The organism is Flagellimonas olearia (assembly GCF_004150225.1).
Taxonomy (GTDB): Bacteria; Bacteroidota; Bacteroidia; order Flavobacteriales; family Flavobacteriaceae; genus Flagellimonas; species Flagellimonas olearia.
This window is the reverse complement of record NZ_ML142907.1, coordinates 565681-584391: the sequence shown is the minus strand read 5'-3', so window position 1 is coordinate 584391 and position 18711 is coordinate 565681. Positions and strand designations below refer to the sequence as shown.

The window sequence follows — 18711 nt, the reverse complement described above, 5'->3', positions numbered from 1 at the left end:
TAGTTTTGTATATCTATATATTTTCATCATCAATTTTTTATTGGATTAGAAACTAACGTTAAAGCCTAGTTGATAGGTTCTTGGAATAGGCACGGTGGCAAAATCAAATCCACGTACTCCGTTGCTCTGTCCGGCGGCACTTACTTCTGGATCCCATCCGGAGTAGTCGTCCCAAGAAACCAGGTTTCTTCCCACCAAACTTATTTTCACGTTGTCTATGCACTCCCATTTGGGCTTAAAGTCATAGCTCAAGGCCACTTCCCGTAGTTTTACAAAAGAACCATCCTCTACAAATTCTTCGAAGATGTTGGCCTGTGCACTTCCATATCCTTTAGGCAAATTGCCCAATAGTTCTTGCCCTACTTGGGCACCACCACCAAAGATTACGTTGTCCAGCAATCTGCGGTTCCAGTTGAAGACATCGTATCCCTGAACGGCATCGAACTGTACGCGAAGTCCAAAGTTCTTATAAGAGAATTCGTTGATGAAAGAACCAAACCAATCTGGGTTGGGATCGCCCAATACTTTTGAGGATTCACCATCTTCGGTAGTACCTCTGTACGGATACCCATCGGCATCCAATGCAATGGAACCATCTTCGTTTCTGGCGTAAAACTGTCTGTAGAACACACCCAAAGGTTCTCCTTCAATGACATAGTTGGTTGAGAAACTTCCAGCCAAGGCCAGTCTTCCACCTCCGGCAACGTTGGTCACCTCGTTCTTGTTCTTGGAGAATGTGGCGGTAACGTCCCAGCTAAAGTCTTGGGTTTTTATAGGAGCTCCACGCAACAGGATCTCAACACCGGTATTTTCCAAATTCCCCACATTTTCAAAACGAGAACCGAATCCACTGGAAGGAGCCAAAACTCTTGGAAGCAATAGATCGGTCACTTTTTGTTTGTAATAGGAGAACTCAATACCCAATCGGCTGTTCAACAATCCAGCATCAAAACCAATTTCAATCTCATCTTGACGTTCTGGTTTAAGGTCTTCGTTACCTTGGGCAGTGGAAGGAATCAAACTCACCGAACCGGTCAAGGCATCGGGATTGTAGACTGAAAATCTATCAAAGGCACCCAAGGCGGTCAAGTTACCTGCTTGTCCCCAAGAAGCTCTTAGCTTGAACAGGTTGAAGGCTCCACCGAAGGTACTTTTCCAAAAGTCTTCGTCGGAAACCACATAAGAACCACTGGCTTTGAAGTACAACTGATTTCTTTCGTCTTCACCGAATGTTGATGCGCCATCCATACGAACGGCTCCGTTGACGTAAATTTTGTCATTGAACGAGAAGGATTGTTGGAAAAAGGCACCCCAATAGGATATTTGGGAACGTGTTTCGCCTTGCTCCAAAATACTGCCTCCGGTAGCGGTCTCCACAACAGGAGGAAGTCCTGTGGCATTGATGCCTACCCTGTCACGCTCTTCATATTGCCATGATCCCCCAACGGTTGAAGTGGATGCGATGGCATCGGTAATATCGGCTTTATAGGTAAGGTTCAAATCCGAGTTGTACTGAAAGCTGTTCAAATCTGACCGTCTTGCATATCCATCGGCATTGGGTGATGTATTGTTGATGGGGATGTAGGCTGTGGCGGATTGGTTGTAATAATCCATACCCAAGGTGTACTTGGCGCTCAGATTGTCCGTAAAGTTGGCATCCAAGGCAACGCTGGTGATAAAGCGATTGGTCTTCTGACCGAAATCGAATCGGGCAACGGCCTCTGCAGGGTTGGTCCTGGGAACCAATAGAGAGGTTACCGGATACACTCCTGATTCATCCGGAGCCGGGTTTACCGAGTTGTCACTGAAAACAAATCCGGTGATGGCGCCATAGGCATTGTTGATTCCTCCATTGGGCACATCCTTACTTACACTTCGCACATAATTGAAACCACCGGTGACCTTTAACCAATCAAAGGCTTGTTGGGTAAGGTTGGCCTTGAACCCATATCGTTTGAAGTTGGTGTTTTTCACAATCCCATCGTTGCTCAAATGGGAAGCGGAAAGGTAATAGGAGGTTTTTTCGGTACCTCCGGTCATGGAAAGGTAGTTTTCCACGCCAAAGCCAGACTCAAAGATTTCATCTTGAAGATTATATCGATCTGCAGCAACCGTGTTCAGGTCGGAACGGTCGGTTGGAGCGGTCCACGCCAAAGGCACGGTATTGTAATCGATTTCCTTGCGTAGCTCGTTGATACGCGTATTGGTCATGAAGGAAAACTTGGGTTCCCCACTTCTTCCTTGTTTGGTAAAGATCTGAACTACCCCGTTACTCGCCCTGGAACCATAAATGGCAGCAGCAGCGGCACCTTTGATGATTTCTATTTTCTCAATATCGTTAGGGTTGATATCCGCCAAACGGTTCTGGGTGTTTCCCCCTAAATCTACGAGTTCATTACTGGAGTTGCTTATGATGATACCATCCACAATATAAAGGGGGTCCGAATTACCGGAAATGGTACTGGGTCCCCGTAAACGGATGCTGATACCCCCTGCTGGGTCACCAGAATTCTGCTGTACCAAGGCCCCTGTGATCTTACCGGCAATGGCCTGGTCGATTTGCGTGGCCCCATTGTCTACCAAGTCTTCTGATTTTACCGAAGAAATGGCGTTCCCCAAGGCTCTTTTGTTGGCTCCGGCACCAGTACCGGTCACGACCACCTCATCCAAGCTCAATAAATCCTCTGCTAGGACAGCATCTGTGGTAATGGTAAGGTTGCCACCGGCATCAATGGCTATCTTTTGGGATGAAAAGCCCAACGAACTGAAGGATAGGCTGTGTGATCCGGATTCCAATGAAGCTGTAAAGCTGTAGTTTCCATCAAAATCGGTAACGGTACCGAACGATGTGTTTTCAATAAATACTGATGCGCCTACCACTGGAAGTCCAGTGCCGCTTTCAGTTACGGTCCCCGTCAAGGTATACTGACTTTGGCCAAACGCGCTCAACGTTGTTGCCAAAAGGGCCAGTAAAGCCAATCGGAACCTCATTTTTCCTAAGTAATCATGAAGTTTTCCCATAAATCTGAGTAGTTTAATTAAGAGTTAATAGTATTTAGCAAGTTCACGGTCAATGGCTTTGGGTGGAGCTATATTTTCCGTGGTGAATTTGATGGTTTGCCAAAATCCCAAGGACTTGATTGATATTTATCATTAAACATTCTTTTTCAGGAATAAAGAATGAATAAAAGTCCACAGTACTCTTGCAAAAAATCGAAATTCTACATCCAAATATATACAAAAACAGCAAAAGATTGCAGTTAAAAGCAGTTTTAATCGATATTATCCGAATATCTGCTTATTTTTGCAATATATTGCTGTAATAAGCAATGTTTTTAGGATTTATTTAACTTTAGCCTCCATATGCTAAAAGAAGAACGGCATCGATTTATTATCAATGAAGTGGGCATCCATAATAGGGTATTGTTAACTGATATTGCCAATTTGTTGGATGTCTCGGTAGATACGGTGCGGAGGGATATCAAGGAACTCCATAATTCCAAGTTGCTGAAAAAGGTACATGGTGGAGCCATTTCATTGGGCTTCAACAATTATAATCCTATTGGGAAAACCATTTACTCGCTGGAGGAGAAATCCCGGATTGCGGAAAAATGTCTTTCCTTGATCAAGGAGGGCCAGGTAATTTTATTGAGTGGTGGAACCACTAATTTGGAGTTGGCCAAGCGTTTGCCCTCGAAATTTAAACTGACCTGTTTTACACCCAGTTTGCCCATTGCCGTGCAATTGTTGACCAAGAGCAATATTGAAGTTATTTTTATAGGGGGGCGAATGTCCAAAGACTCCCAGATTGCCATTGGGGGCAGTGCCATCAATATGCTTTCTGAAATCAAGGTGGACATCTGTTTTTTGGGGACCAATTCCTTGCACCCGGTTGAGGGACTCACGGAGTTCGATTGGGAAATTGTGCAAATGAAAAAGGCCATGATCCATAGTTCCCGAAAAGTGGTATCCCCATGTATATCCGAAAAGATCGGTTCGCTGCAACGTTTTAAGATATGTGATGTTGAAGAGATTGACGTATTGATCACCGAACTGGAACCATGGGATGATAAACTCAATGCATTTAAGAATATGAACATACAATTACTGTAACCAAGTGGAAAAACACATCAAAATCACTGAACAACCGTCACTTTATGACCAATTGGACCAAATGGATGCCTTGGATATTGTGACCAACATCAACAATGAAGACAAAAAAGTGGCCCATGCCGTGGAAGCGGTATTGCCCAAAGTAGCACAACTGGTGGATGAGATTGCCCCCCGTTTCAAAAAAGGAGGGCGCTTGTTCTATATCGGAGCCGGTACCAGCGGGCGATTGGGTATTCTGGATGCCTCTGAAATCCCCCCAACCTTTGGAATGCCCCATACCAGGGTAGTTGGGTTGATGGCTGGTGGTGACGTTGCCATCCGCAAATCGGTGGAGTTGGCCGAAGATGACAGGGAGCAGGCCTGGAAAGATTTGATGGAACATAATATCAATGAAAACGATGTCCTTGTAGGTATTGCTGCATCTGGAACCACACCTTATGTTTTGGGAGGTATTGCCGATGCCAAGAAGCATGGTATCCTTACTGCGGGCATTACCAATAATCCTGGATCACCTTTGGCAACGGAAAGCGATATTGCCATTGAAATCAATGTAGGACCGGAATTCTTGACCGGTAGTACCCGTATGAAGAGTGGGACCAGTCAAAAATTGGTACTCAATATGATTTCCACAGCGGTTATGATCCGTGTGGGACGGGTGAAGGGCAACAAAATGGTGAACATGCAGTTGAGCAACATCAAATTGGTGGACCGTGGTACCCGCTATGTCATGGAAGAACTGGGACTGGAATATGAGGAGGCTCAAAAGGCCCTAAAGCAATACGGTTCCGTTAAGGCTGCGATTGACGCACTAAAATAAGTCTGTCTATCAAGACTTGGGGACCAATTTATAGACCCCCTTGCCTTCTATGCCCACATAAATAAATCCGTCTGGAGCCTGCCTTACGTTTCGGATTCTTCCCATGCCGTCCAATAATTTTTCACGGTAGGTGACCTTGCCATTTTCAATGACCAAGCGTTCCAAATATTGGAAGGATAGGGAACCGGCCAATAAATTCCCTTTCCATTTGGGGTATTTGCTGGAAGAAACGAAGGTCATTCCGGACGGACCAATGGAAGGGGTCCATTGGTATATAGGTTGTTGCATGCCGGGTCTCGAGGTTTCATCCGTAATCTTTGTGCCGCTATAGTTGATGCCGAATGTAATGACGGGCCATCCGTAGTTTTTCCCTTTTTGGATGATATTGATTTCGTCCCCACCCCTTGGACCATGCTCGTGCTCCCACAATTCTCCCGTTTCGGGATGAAGGGTCAATCCTTGGGGATTTCGATGTCCATAGCTGTAAATAGCAGTTTTTGCGCCGGTTTTTCCAACAAACGGATTGTCTTTGGGGATACGGCCATCGTCATGTATTCGGTATATCTTACCACAATCCCTAGTAATGTCTTGGGGGTTTATGTCCCTGTCCCCACGGTCTCCAATGGAAAAATACAAATACCCATCTGTATCAAACTCCAAGCGGGAACCAAAGTGGTGTCCTTTGGTGGAGTTGGGCTCGGCTTTGTAAAGAAGCTGGGTCTGTGCAAGTTTGTTTTTGGAAAGTTTAGCCCTGAAAATGGCCGTATTCCCTCCTTTTTGGTCCCCTGCACTGGAAGCATATGAGAAGTAGATCCACCCATTTTCTTTGTAATTGGGATGTAGTTCTATATCCATCAAACCGCCCTGTCCACGCGCATAGATATCTTTTGGGATATTCCCGATTTTCGTTGTTTTTCCATTGTTGTGAAGAATCAGTTCCCCTGATTTTTCGGTCACCAAAATACCTGTATTGGGAAGAAAAGCCATACCCCATGGGTTTTGAATACCGGTAATGACGGGTTCTACAGTAAAATCAATGGTTTTTGGAAAATGAATGCCCTTATCGGGGACTTGGGCGCAAGATGTACCGAGCAGTACAACGAAAAAATACAGAAACACCACACTTTTTTTCATAGTTTTACGTTGAAATAATAGATTTTATAGATGAACGACTACTTTTTAGTAGTTGATTGCTGAAAAGATAAAGAGAATTTTATAAGTATAGATAACTACGATTTAGAATATTAAGGTCCCAAATCTGAATATTCTGTCCTAACAAGACTTAACCTATGCTCCCTCAAAAGACAAGGCATCTGCTATATGCCGTGTTGGTGGTATCCATATCCATTTTTTGTTCCACGGTATTAGCCAAGACGGAAGTCAAAAAGATGCTCACCCATATTGTATCCAAGGTTTCTGAATCCAAGATGGAAGAAGGGACTTCAGTGCATACTGTTGAGGCCTCTGAGTCCAAACTGGATATATCCCATTCCTTTGCCAGTGCAAGTATGTTCGCTACCATTATCCAAGGGGCCAATCAAGAAGTGGTCTGTCCCAACGATGGAAGTACTCTTGCCAAATTTTTCCTGTGCGGAACCAGTGACGTTAGGACCCTAACGCTCAGTCAGTCCGGTGCAAGTTATCAATGGCAAAAATTGGACCCCAATACCTGTGCGCCAACGGTGGTGGATGACTGTCCCACCATAAATGGGGCCTGTACATGGAATACGGTGGGAATAGACCCTACCTATGATCTTTCCACGGCAGGAGAGTTCAGGGTACGGGTAGGCTCTGGTCAATACTATTATTTTAAATCGACCTTAAACCCATTGGACCCACAATTGATCAAGGAGGATATTGTATGTGGCAATCCGGGTAGGGTAGAGGTGACCAATGTTCCTGCGGGATATGAATACAGTTTGAACAGTCCGGCAGGGCCTTACCAAGATGCACCCTTCTTCGATATTACCGCTTCAGGAAGTTACAGGGTATATGTACGTTTGAAAAATGTTTCGGCCAGTGCCTGTGTTTTTCCATCAAACAGTGTTACAGTCAACGATTTGGACATTACAGTGGATGTGACCGCCAATGACATTCTTTGTAGTGGGGAGTTGGGAAGTATAGATGTACAAGTATCCGGTGTTCCGGGGTTTTATACCTACCGATTGGTGAAGAACGGGGTTACCGTGGATACCTTTGGACCCAACGGAGCCGATGCCTATACGTTTGCCAATGTCAGTCCAGGCACCTACAGCATCCGGGTAGAGACCAATAATTGTTCTGAGACCATCACAACAGATATAAACGGAGATGCCATCACCATAGGAAATGGAATAAGTCCCTTGGCAGTATCGGCCACGGCCTCCGATAGTTTTGGGTGTGGGGCTACTTCGGTAAATGTAAACCTGACCACTTCAGGAGGAACCGCTCCTTACCGTTTCAGTGTGGATGGGGCCCCTTTTGGTTCCACCTATGCCGGTTCCACCAGTTTTTTAGTATCTACACCGGGCACTTACAATGTTTTGGTGGAAGATGCCAATGGATGCCAGCGGAGCGCCTCTGTGGATGTTCCGGATATTCCACCGCCAATTTTTAACATCACTGAGGAAGATGCCAATTGTGGCGGCGCCAATGATGGTAGGGTTACCATCAATGTCACCAATGGATTTGGATATGAAATTGAATATAGCATCAATAATGGGGCTACCTTTCAAATAAGTAACGTATTCTCCAATTTGGCCCCAGGCAACTACGATGTGGTTTTGCGATATGAGCAGGACTCCTTTACCTGTACCACAACACCACAAGTGGCTACCATTGGAACGCCTTCGACCATTGTGGCAACGGCTACACCAAACACGGTTCCTACCTGCTCCAATGAAAATGGGGGACAAATTACCATTTCCGGGGTTTCTGGAGGAACAGCACCTTATGAATACAGCGTAGGGGCCGGGTTCAGTACAAACCCAGTTTTTCCTAATTTGGGAGTGGGAACCTATACCCCATTGGTACGGGATGCCAATGGATGCGTTCAAACACTGCCGGATATTGTTTTCAATGCTTTGGACAAACCCACCAATCTGGATTTTGCCATTTCCAGTTTGGATTGTATCACCACTACGGCTTCCCTACAACTTACGGTTACCGGGGGAACTGGACCGTATACATATGAGATTATTGCCCCGGCTGCGAGTGTGGTCAATAATGGGAACAATGACACCTTTACCGGACTGGGATTGGGTACCTACACCTTTAGGGTGACCGATAATGAAGGGTGTTCCTATGACGAGAACTATGCCATTACCGATATCAGTTCCATTGGAGTAACCGCCCAACAGACCAAAGTGGTCACCTGTGTTGGGGATTCCGATGGGGAAGGTCGGTTCTTGGTAGATGGTTTCAACACCACTTATAGTTATAGTATTGATGGCGGAACGGTTTTTACCGGTCAGAATGGAAGTATTATACCGGTCACAGGGTTGGCGGCGGGTAGTTATGTCATTTCCGTGACCGATGAAGAGACCAACTGTACCGATACCGCCACTTTGGTTATAGAGGAACCTTCAACAGCCTTTGCCATTTCCAGTTTGGATGTTACCGATATGAGCTGTCAAAATGGAAACATCGGAGCTGTTCGAATCAATACCGTTGGGGGATGGGGTGGTAATCGTTATACCCTTACCCAGCCTGATGGGTCCACCAGAGGTCCAAAAAATGGAAGCACTTTCTCCAATCTTTCCCAAGACGGTACCTATCAGGTAAGCGTAACCGATGCCAATGGCTGTACGGTGACGGATAGCTTTACCTTGACCCAATTGGAAGCACCCACCTTGACTTTGGATACGGCTGCTTCAGATTTTTGTTACGATAATTTTACCGCGGCCACTTTGGTGGTGAATGCCACCTTGGGCGTTGCCCCCTATCAATATCGAATCAATGGAGGGACATGGGGCGGAAGCAATAGTTTTTCTGGGCTTACCCCGGGCACCTACACCATCGAGGTTATGGACAGCAACGATTGTAGGGATACAGTCACAGCGACCATTGAGCCCCAGGTAATCGCCAATGCCACCACCATCCAGGAGTTGGATTGTGCCGGACCACCTGCCCAAATTCAGGTGAACATCAGCAATGGATATACTTCGGGAGGAAACTATGATATTTATGAAGTAAGTATCAATGGAGCCCCGTATACTTCGGACAATAACAACATCACAGGAAACTCATTTGTGTACAATATTTCCAATGATGGATCTATCATTTCGGATACCACATTCCAGTTTTTGATTACGGATGCCCAAGGCTGTACCAACGAAACCAATATAGTGACCATCTCTCCACCGGAGACCATCGCAGGTTCGGTAGTGGGTACGGATACCCAATGTGGTGACAATACCAGTGGCATTGTAGAGCTCATTCCGGATACGAGCCAAGGGATTCCCCCATATGAGTTCAGTAATGATAATGGGGCTACTTTTAGCACACAAAATATTTTCTCGGGATATGGCCCGGGAACCCATGGTGGATTTGTCATTCGAGATAGTAGGGGCTGTGTAAGTCCAGCCTATGATGTCACCATTGGGGCCAGTTCTCCTTTGGATGCCACAGTGACCCCTACAGACCCGGTGTGTTCATCAGGATCCGTGAACGGGTCCATTTCCACAACGATCAACAATGGAGTTGCCCCGTTTGATTATGTCCTATTGGATGTGGCCGGGAATTTGGTGGCCTCTTCCATGAGTACGGCAAGTACTACGGTAAATTTCCCCAACCTTCCGGCTGGGAATTATACCATCGTTACCACGGATGCACAGGGTTGTGAGGACCGTGATGAGGTGGTCCTTGACCAAAACAGCTTGGATCTGATTCCTTTGGACGCTGCTCCACTAAACTGTACCGATCCTTTTCTGTCCTACAGGGTACAGGCGGTTGGAGGTACGGCACCATACCAATTTAGACTTGTTGGCGGAGGTGCCTTTGTGCCGGCCAATGTCAATGGGGTGGATATTCACGATTTCTCAGCAGAAGTAACTTTTGGGGTTACCTATTTTGTGGAAGTGATGGATGCCTTGGGATGTATTTATATTGAGGAAATAGAACCTATTACCACACCAAGTACTGTTGCGGTCACGGCAACGACCACTTCGGCCTCTTGCGATGTATCGGGAAGCGGAACCATTACCTATGAGGTTTCTGGATTGCCAAACAATCCTGCGAACTTTACGGTTGCCCTGCAAAATACAGATACGGGAGCTACACTGTCAGGACCAACATCCTTTACCAATGAATCACTCCCCTTCACAAATACGTTTACAGGACTGACACCTGGTAACTATCAGATTATCGTCAATGATACCGATACAGGATGTAGTGGAAGTACCTTGGTCTTTATTGGCTTTAGTTCCCCTTCCATTGCCATCGATAACTTTGTGGAGGCGACCTGTAATGCGGGTGCTTTGGTCACGGTTCGAGGTTTTGGGGGTACCGGGCCGTTCAATTATGCCTATGTGCCCACAGGAGCGGCAGAACCCACCGTCTTTTCCCCGGAAACTACTTTTGAGATAGCGGGACCTTACCCTTCAGATTACGATTTTTATGTGCAGGATGCCAGTGGGTGTACCGCATTTACCACATTAACCGTTACCCAAGAAGCTGGGGTGCCTACTCCAGTCATAGATGTGGTCAACCAATGTACGGCCACCAGTGGGTATCAGATTCATATGGTGTCCCCGTTGACTTCTGGACCTGAACCGGAGAATACATTTCAATATGACATAGGAAGTGGATTCCAGACTGGAACTACTTTTACCGTGCCCAACCCTGGAACCTATTTGATTACCGTACGGGACGGCAATGGCTGTACCAATACGGTTACGGCAGAGGTGTTCGATTTCTTTGCCATCTCCGCCGATGCCACTTCATTCCCCACTTGTAATGCCGGGGATGGGGTCATTACCGTGAACACTACGGGTGGTAGTGGTAATTTTGAGTATCAATTGCGGGACGCGGGAACTTTGGCCAATATCGGTTCGCCACAATATACCAATGTGTTCAACAGTGTTTTGCCCGGAGATTACAATATTTTGGTGACCGATTTGAGCTCCAATACCACTCCTCTTTGTTCCGATGAAGCCATAGTCAATGTGAGTACCGTAAACTCTCCGGTGATCACGGCCACGCCAAGTAGTGATGTTACCTGTAATGGAGCCGATAATGGTACCATTTCGGTGGAGTTGCAACCGGGAAGTGATACGGACACTCCTTTAAACTACGTGCTGTATTTGGGATCGAGTTCAACTGTGATTGCCGGACCTCAAGGTTCACCCGTATTTGATGACCTTCAACCCAATACCTACCAGGTTGAGGTGGTATCGGATAGAGGTTGTACCGATAGATCGGGCAACATCATCATTGATGAGCCCTCTTTGCTGCAATCCAATGCCATCCATACCGAATTCAGCTGTAATCCATCAAGCAACCAGTTCAGTACGGCCACCATCACGATCTTTACGGATACCAATGGCGATGGCACTGGGACCAGTACGGGAACCGGACCATATACGTATAGCATGAATGATGGTACCCCCCAGTTTGATGGCACCAATTTTCAGACGGGTAATACTTTTGAGGTGATTGACAATGGTACCAACCAGACCATAACCCTCACCGTTAGGGACCAGAATGGCTGTGAGGACACATCATCGGTTACCATCAACAGCCCCACGGACATCACGTTTAGCTACAATATAAATCAGATTACCTGTGACGCTTCGGGCACAGGGGTCAATCCGGGAACCATTGATATCATCATCAATGAGGGTCCTGGAAACTATGAAGTGGAAATTCTTCCTTTGGGTTCTGAACCTGCAAGAAGTTCAGGGGGTTCAGACCGTGTTACCTGGGACATTGCCACCCCAGGGGACTACATTTTTGCGGTGACCGATGTGGGTAGTGGAGGATGTACCTATCTAACGGCCACGGTCAACATGCCGGAATACAATACCATTGAGGCGGTGATTGCCGAAGTGCAACCAGTGATGTGTTTTAATGGAAGCGATGGGGTCATCAGCCTGGAAATCAACAACTATAGCGGACAGTACAATTACGAGGTGTTCACGAGGGATAACTCTGGAGTAGAGACTTCTACAGGGGTTACCGGTAGTTTTGATACCAATGCACCCATCAACTCACCAGAGTTGATTCCGAATGTGCCTGCTGGAAACTTGGTGGTACGTATTGAAGCTCTGGATTCCCCGTTCTGTGATGTGATCAGTAATGTGACTACGGTCCGTTCCCCGGACAGGGCACTTACTGTTGATGCTATAGAAACTTCACCAGTAACCTGTAATGTTCCCGGTTTGGGTGAGATTACGGCGACCGGGGATGGCGGTTGGGGTACGTACCAATATCAATTGGTAGCGTCAGATGGGACTGTTTTGGTGGATTATCCCAACACCAACCCTGTTTTTGAAAATCTATCCACCGACACCTATACCGTAAATGTTAAGGATGTAAGAGGTTGTGAGGCTGGTCGGGACATCTTTTTGCCACCACCCGTTGGAATTACCGCAAACATAGAAATCGTGCAGGGGCTGGCCTGTAACAATGACAACAATGCCATAATACAAGCTGATTTGGTGTCTGGGGGACAAGGCCCCGGAAATTACCTCTATCAGTTGAATAGGATTACGGATGGTACCAATAGCGGATTGCAGACCACACCAACGTTTGCCAACCTTTCGGCCGGGGACTACAGAATTACCATTTTTGATGGATGGAACTGTAGTTTTACTACGGACCTTATTACCATTGATGACCCAGAAATTATAGTGGCCGAGCTTGTGGAGCTGCAACCACCCGGATGTGGGGATTTGGGTAGAATGGAACTCACGGTGACCAATCCAGAGCCCGGGGTGGAATATTTCTACCGCAGGGCAGGTACATCGGACCCATTTGTGGCCTTTGGTGCCGGTATGACCAGCGTTGTGATTGCCGAGGACATTACGGTGGACCCAGGTCCATTCCAATACGATGTGCAGAATTCAAACGGATGTCCGTTTGAAAAATCCAACCAAATTTCCTTGGACCCCGCTGCACCTTTGGTGATTGCACTGGATTTGACCAACGCTACCATCAATTGCGCAGGAGAGGCAACCGGAATTATCCGTTCCGAAGCCTTTGGGGGGATTGGTAGTTATATGTATACTTTGGTAAACTCCAACACCTTGCCAGTGACCCCTGCCACCATGGTACGTCCGGCACAAAGTTCAGGGATCTTTAGGGAGTTGAACCCCGGAACCTATTATGTATATGCAGAAAGTGGCGGATGTGAGGCCATATCCGACCCCATAGTAATAGACCCCAAACCACCTTTGGTATTAGAGTATCTTGAAGCGGTACCCGTGGTCTGCGCCGGCGATGCCAACGGACAGATCATTATCGAGGCCAGTGGTGGTACGGGAGCTATTCGGTACTCCATTTCCGATACATTGAGTGAGTTCTTTGAGGGGGATGACCCCAGCAATCCGAATCGGAAAACGTTCAACGATTTGTCTCCAAGAACCTACGATATTATTATTCAGGACGACTTGGGCTGTACCATTACCAGAACGGTGGAAATTACCCAACCGGCCGAATTGGTGGCAAGTGTGGCCTCTACCACTCCGGAAGTATGTCTGGGGGACGACGATGGTACCTTGACCTTGAATGTAACGGGGGGCACTGCACCGTATTTTACCAGCGTGAATTCTGCCGATGATGCCGATTTTGTCCAGAATGACAGTCTGTTTTTCGACCATCTCCAAGGAGGGGAGACCTATGTGATTTTTGTTAGGGACGCCAATGGCTGTCAGACCACTGTTGTTGCGAATATAGGTATAGGAATAGAGATCATGGCCGAACCGATTATAGAGTATGGTTGTGATGGGATTTTCCCCAATAGTACGGCACGGATTTCCATAGCGGATAATTCTTTACTGCCACAATTGCTGTTCTCCCTTGATGTTGATGATGTTGCTTTGGCTACCGAGCAGCGTACTTTTGGCGACCTTCCCGCAGGGGAGCACACTGTATTCATTTATCACCAAAATGGATGTGTAACCTTTGTAGAGTTTGAAGTTGAAGCCTACGAACCTCTGACCTTGGAGGCAATTAAGACAGGTCCCAATGAGGTGACTGCCATGGCAACGGGCGGTTATGGCGGATACGAATATTTCTTCCAAGGGGAATCGTATGGTGAAACCAACACTTTTAACATCAGTGTAGATGCCAATGTCAACATTATGGTTCGTGATGAACGAGGATGTGTAGCAAACTTGGTAATGCCATTCGACTTTGAGGGAATGCCGGAAATGCCGGATTTCTTTACCCCGGATGGCGATAACCTGAATGATTACTGGTATCCCGGGAATCGTGAGTTTTTCCCCAACATTGAAGTCATTATCTATGATCGCTACGGTAGGGTAGTGGCCCATTTGGACCAAGTGAAGAAATGGGATGGAAACTACGAGGGTAAACCCTTGCCCACGGGTGACTATTGGTACGTGGTCAATGCCAATGACCGGGAGAAACAACGATTTGTGGGGCATTTCACCTTGTACAGATAAGTCTTGATCCGGTCTTGTTTTCAGTGTGGTAAACCTGTAAATTGTACTTATGGGATTTACAGTATTTCCAAAGGCTTGTTTTTTCCTTTTTTAATTTCGGGAATTGGCGAGGTAATATCAGTAAAATTTATATTTTTGCAATCCGTTTTCGGGATGTGGCGCAGTCTGGTAGCGTACACGCATGGGGTGCGTGTGGTCGCTGGTTCGAATCCAGTCATCCCGACAAGTTAAAGTGAAAAGTTCCTGTAGAAAGTTTATTTTCTTAATGGAACTTTTTTCTTTAAATAAAATTAAAGTCTTGCTTTAATTTGCAGCATAACAAAACTTGGATGCACGGAGTGAATCCAGTCATCCCGACTTAACTTTTTCAAGTAAAACCAAAACACTGTTAATCTTGTGATTTTCAGTGTTTTTTTATGGAATCCTTTGATACTATTGGAGCCACCTTTCCTATAAACTTCTTGGTATTCCTGTCATACGACCATTACGGAGTTGAAACCCACGTAGTGACCAATTATTCGAAAGGAAGACCAAATGGGAATGGCAATGATTGTCGAATATGTGTTCAGGGTCTGCAAATATTTATCCTAACCTCACAGATGCACATTTGCAGTAGTTCATTGTAAAGAAAACTACCCATATAACCTTTCGAACGAAATTTAAATGCCGTATTTTGTCCTTTCGGTCCAATTAGTGGCGTAAATATGAATGTACAAACCAGTTTTCAGGGTAATGTGTTGATTGCTATGGTTTGTCTATCCTTATCCATGAACGAAGCAGGTGTAACAACACGGAGGTTACTTTACCTGAAGCTCTTTGGCTGGTTCTTTTTCTTCTTATCTATTGGAAACATGCAAGCCCAAAGCCCCAAAATTGATAGCCTTAAAGTTGAACTGGAAAATCATAAAACAAGAGATATTGTTAGGGTGGATCTCCTACATCATTTGGTTGATGGGTATTTGGAAAAAGATCGCGCCATAGCGGAAGGATATTTGGCAGAATCAGAGCGACTTGCAGATTCTCTTGACTATACCAAAGGTAAAGCCAAGAATTTTTATATAAGAGGTTTGCTAGAGGCCTATGAATCAAATTATGAACGAGGCTTTTCAAATTATACCAAGGCTCTTGAATTATATGAACATATTGCTTGGAACCAAGGTATTGCTGCATGTTACAAGAACATGGGTATTTACATGTACTATAATGGTGATCAAAATGAAGCAGTCGCCTATTTCAAAAGATCGCTTGAAATTTTTGAAACGATCAACAACAAGCTAGAAATAGCCCAGGTCCAATATGAGATGGGGTGGTCTTACATAGAAATGGACAATTATAATGAAGCAAGGTCATACCTATTCAGGGCATTAAAATTAAATGAAGAAATTGGGAACCCATCAGGAATTTCATCCTGTTTAAATGGTATTTCTGTTACGTATTCCAACCAAGGAAACTATCCTGTGGCCCTTGATTATTGCAACCAAACTCTTGCAATTGCAAAAAAAAATTCAAATACAAGGCGTGTACTGTCAACATTGGGCAATATGGGCAATATCTATGTGGCACTGAAAAAATATGACAAGGCCATAGAACTGTTCGAAGAAATCCTGACACTTTCGGGAAGCGCCAATAAAGGAATAACCTCAAAGACCCTTAGCAATATCGGTTTGGCCTATAAAGAAAAGAACAATCTTGAACTGGCCTATGAATATTTGGAAAAAAGCCAAAAACTTTACAAAGAGGTCAATGATAAACGAGGTGAATCTTTTGTCTTGAACAATATTGGGTATATTTATTTGGAGACAAAAAATTATACGAAAGCTTATGAATATTATGAACAATCAAGAAAGATAAGCTTGGAGATCCAAAACCAAAAAGGTTTATGTATTTCTTACTGGGGGTTAGCGAAGGTAAATGCAAATCAACATGACTATAATAAAGCACTTACCAATGCTTTAAAAAGCAAGAAGTTGGCCGAAGACCATGGTCTTTTATTATACCAAAGTATGGCGCAGGAACTGCTTTTCGAAATTTACAAAAATACAGGAAATTACAAGGATGCTCTTGAAAGCCACCAGCGATTCAAATCATTGAACGATAGCCTTTTTAATAAAGAGAATGTGGAAAAGGTTGCCCAGTTGGAATATGAATACAAGTACAGGCAGGCCTTGGATTCTGCCAGTATCCGGGAGCTGGAGCTGACCAAAACGGTGATGACAACATCCCAAGACCTGGTCAGATCTCGACAAAATTACCTTTGGGCGGTTATTGGTATTCTATTGGTGTCGATTTTGTTGGGGTCCATGGTCTTCTATCAGAAATTCCATACCATCAAGATCAAAAACCAGAATATTGTCACGGAGCAAAAATTGTTGCGATCACAAATGACACCACATTTTATCTTCAACTCGTTGTCCGTCCTACAAGGTATGATACTCAATAAGGAAGAGAAAAAGTCAGTTCGCTATTTGTCAAGATTTTCTAGGCTTTTACGGATAACATTGGAAAATTCACGGGATAAAATGGTGTTGCTTTCGCAAGAGATCAGGGCTTTGGAAAACTATCTTGAGCTTCATAACCTGGAAAGTGATTCATACAATTATACCATTGAAATTGATGAAGCCCTAGACACTTCTTTGTTTGAAATCCCCCCCATGCTCATTCAGCCTTTCATTGAAAATGCCATTGAACATGCGTTTACCAATCTTGAGGGTGATAGGGAATTGGCAACCCTTATCAAATATGTAAACGGAGCGTTGATCTGTACGATAACCGACAACGGGATTGGCATTGATTCCCATAAAGAAAACAAAGGGAACGGAAAGAAATCATTGGCAACGGCCATAACCTCGGAGCGTCTAAAAATATTGTCGAAAGATTTTAAAATGAACGGGTCGGTTACCATTGAAGACCGGGCAAGGTACCACGAAAGGGGTACGGTCGTGACATTGGTGATACCCTATAAAAAACTTGAGGCCGCATGAAAGCACTGTTGGTAGAAGACAAAGAATACATTAGAAAAGGACTGCTCAATTTGTTGAAATCCATTGAAACCGATGTGGAGGTCATAGGGGAATGCGGGTCTGTCAAAGAAGCGGTAGTGGTGACCAATGCATGTAAGCCGAACCTAATCTTTTTGGACATCAACCTTAGTGACGGTTCCGGTTTTGATTTTTTGGACCAGACCGAACATTTGGATTTCAAAGTGATCTTCATCACCGCATATGAAGAATACGCTTTGCGGGCGTTAAAGATTGGGGCCGTTGACTATTTGTTGAAACCTGTGGATGTTGAAGAACTGCAATTGGCCTTGGAAAAAGTCAAAAGACTGCCCGTAACCGAACAAAAAAAGCAGATAAAGACGGTAAAACAAGTTTGGCACAAAAACGACTCTACTTTGGTGCTGTCCCTGAGCGATAGTTTTCAGGTAATAAATTTGCAAGAGCTACTGTACTGTGAATCCGATAAAGGTTATACCACGTTCCACCTGGACAATGGGAAAAAATATGTGGCCTCAAAACCCTTAAAGGAATATGAACAACAGCTTGAAAAAGTGTCCTTTACAAGACCTCATCAGTCGTTCATGGTAAACTTAAAATTCATTGACAAGTATGATAAATCGGGGATTATCTTTTTGAAAAATGGAAAAAAAATACCTGTTTCCATTCGAAAAAAAGAGGGTTTCTTGACTTCTTTTCTTAATTACAACCATCGTTAGGCTCTTACTTTCTAAACCTAGATTCCATAGCATTTACGGTTCGTTGCAAAACGAATTCCGATTTGGACCCCACAAATATTTATTGAGGGTTCCCGAATATACATTCCCCATTTCCCGAGAAATTATTTTGGCGCAGCTTTAACCTGCGAAAACCATTTCTTACTTGGAACTACCTACAGAAAACACCTTCTTTCCCAGGGCTGTCCTAAGCTGGAAATGGAACAAACCACAATTAGTATGGAAAATATCAAAGTAAAATTAGGCCAAGGAGGACTTGTGCTGGCAGCAATGGGAATTATATCCATGGTGTTGTCAATTTTCAACTATAACATTAGGCTTTTGTCCTGGATAGACATCTGGGGCAGTACCGCGGGATGGGTCATTAGGATTCTACTGATACTCGTGGGAGGTGTTTTGTTTTTTCTGTTCGGGAGGGACAACGAGGATTGAAACATCAAGCG

General features: G+C 44.9%; 8 protein-coding genes and 1 tRNA gene. 7 read left to right on the top strand and 2 right to left on the bottom strand.

Annotation, left to right across the window (positions count from 1 at the left end):
- Positions 1 to 45: 45 nt before the first annotated feature.
- Entirely contained in the window at positions 46 to 3021 is a 2976-nt protein-coding gene (locus DN53_RS02605) for a SusC/RagA family TonB-linked outer membrane protein (RefSeq protein WP_129652855.1), read from the bottom strand.
- Positions 3022 to 3363: 342 nt separating this feature from the next.
- Here DN53_RS02605 and DN53_RS02600 point away from each other — a divergent pair, with 342 nt between their 5' ends.
- Positions 3364 to 4113 carry a DeoR/GlpR family DNA-binding transcription regulator gene (locus DN53_RS02600; RefSeq protein WP_129652854.1) on the top strand — a complete coding sequence of 250 codons (750 nt, stop codon included), beginning with the start codon at positions 3364 to 3366 and terminating at the stop codon, positions 4111 to 4113.
- A gap of 4 nt (positions 4114 to 4117) precedes the next feature.
- Positions 4118 to 4930, top strand: a complete 813-nt coding sequence (murQ, locus tag DN53_RS02595; protein WP_129652853.1) for an N-acetylmuramic acid 6-phosphate etherase — start codon at positions 4118 to 4120, stop codon at positions 4928 to 4930.
- A 9-nt stretch (positions 4931 to 4939) separates the two neighbouring features.
- On the opposite strand, the gene DN53_RS02590 is transcribed toward murQ, so the two are convergent.
- Positions 4940 to 6064 (bottom strand): PQQ-dependent sugar dehydrogenase, encoded by a 1125-nt coding sequence (locus tag DN53_RS02590; RefSeq protein ID WP_129652852.1) that lies wholly within the window; start codon positions 6062 to 6064, stop codon positions 4940 to 4942.
- Positions 6065 to 6219: 155 nt separating this feature from the next.
- On the opposite strand from DN53_RS02590, the gene DN53_RS02585 reads away from it, so the two are divergent.
- From DN53_RS02585 to DN53_RS02565, 5 genes are all read left to right on the top strand, one after another.
- Complete coding sequence (locus DN53_RS02585) at positions 6220 to 14535, top strand: T9SS type B sorting domain-containing protein (protein WP_129652851.1); 8316 nt, start codon at positions 6220 to 6222, stop codon at positions 14533 to 14535.
- 149 nt (positions 14536 to 14684) lie between these two features.
- A tRNA-Pro gene (locus DN53_RS02580) sits at positions 14685 to 14758 on the top strand.
- Between the two features lie 628 nt (positions 14759 to 15386).
- The gene (locus DN53_RS02575; RefSeq protein WP_207211064.1) at positions 15387 to 17516 is read left to right on the top strand and encodes a tetratricopeptide repeat-containing sensor histidine kinase; all 2130 of its coding nucleotides are present in this window, start codon (positions 15387 to 15389) and stop codon (positions 17514 to 17516) included.
- Entirely contained in the window at positions 17513 to 18250 is a 738-nt protein-coding gene (locus DN53_RS02570; protein ID WP_129652849.1) for a LytR/AlgR family response regulator transcription factor, read from the top strand. Before DN53_RS02575 ends, DN53_RS02570 begins: the two co-directional genes overlap by 4 nt.
- A 237-nt stretch (positions 18251 to 18487) precedes the next feature.
- A complete protein-coding gene (locus DN53_RS02565; protein WP_129652848.1) occupies positions 18488 to 18700 on the top strand; it encodes a hypothetical protein in 213 nt (70 codons plus the stop codon).
- The last annotated feature ends 11 nt before the right edge of the window (positions 18701 to 18711 follow it).

What these genes read in the sequence shown, in the direction of transcription:
- DN53_RS02600 (WP_129652854.1), top strand. Translation starts at nt 3,364, where the DNA reads ATGCTAAAAGAAGAACGGCATCGATTTATTATCAATGAAGTGGGCATC.
- DN53_RS02575 (WP_207211064.1), top strand. Translation starts at nt 15,387, where the DNA reads ATGCAAGCCCAAAGCCCCAAAATTGATAGCCTTAAAGTTGAACTGGAA.
- DN53_RS02605 (WP_129652855.1), bottom strand. Translation starts at nt 3,021, where the DNA reads ATGGGAAAACTTCATGATTACTTAGGAAAAATGAGGTTCCGATTGGCT.
- DN53_RS02570 (WP_129652849.1), top strand. Translation starts at nt 17,513, where the DNA reads ATGAAAGCACTGTTGGTAGAAGACAAAGAATACATTAGAAAAGGACTG.
- DN53_RS02585 (WP_129652851.1), top strand. Translation starts at nt 6,220, where the DNA reads ATGCTCCCTCAAAAGACAAGGCATCTGCTATATGCCGTGTTGGTGGTA.
- DN53_RS02565 (WP_129652848.1), top strand. Translation starts at nt 18,488, where the DNA reads ATGGAAAATATCAAAGTAAAATTAGGCCAAGGAGGACTTGTGCTGGCA.
- DN53_RS02590 (WP_129652852.1), bottom strand. Translation starts at nt 6,064, where the DNA reads ATGAAAAAAAGTGTGGTGTTTCTGTATTTTTTCGTTGTACTGCTCGGT.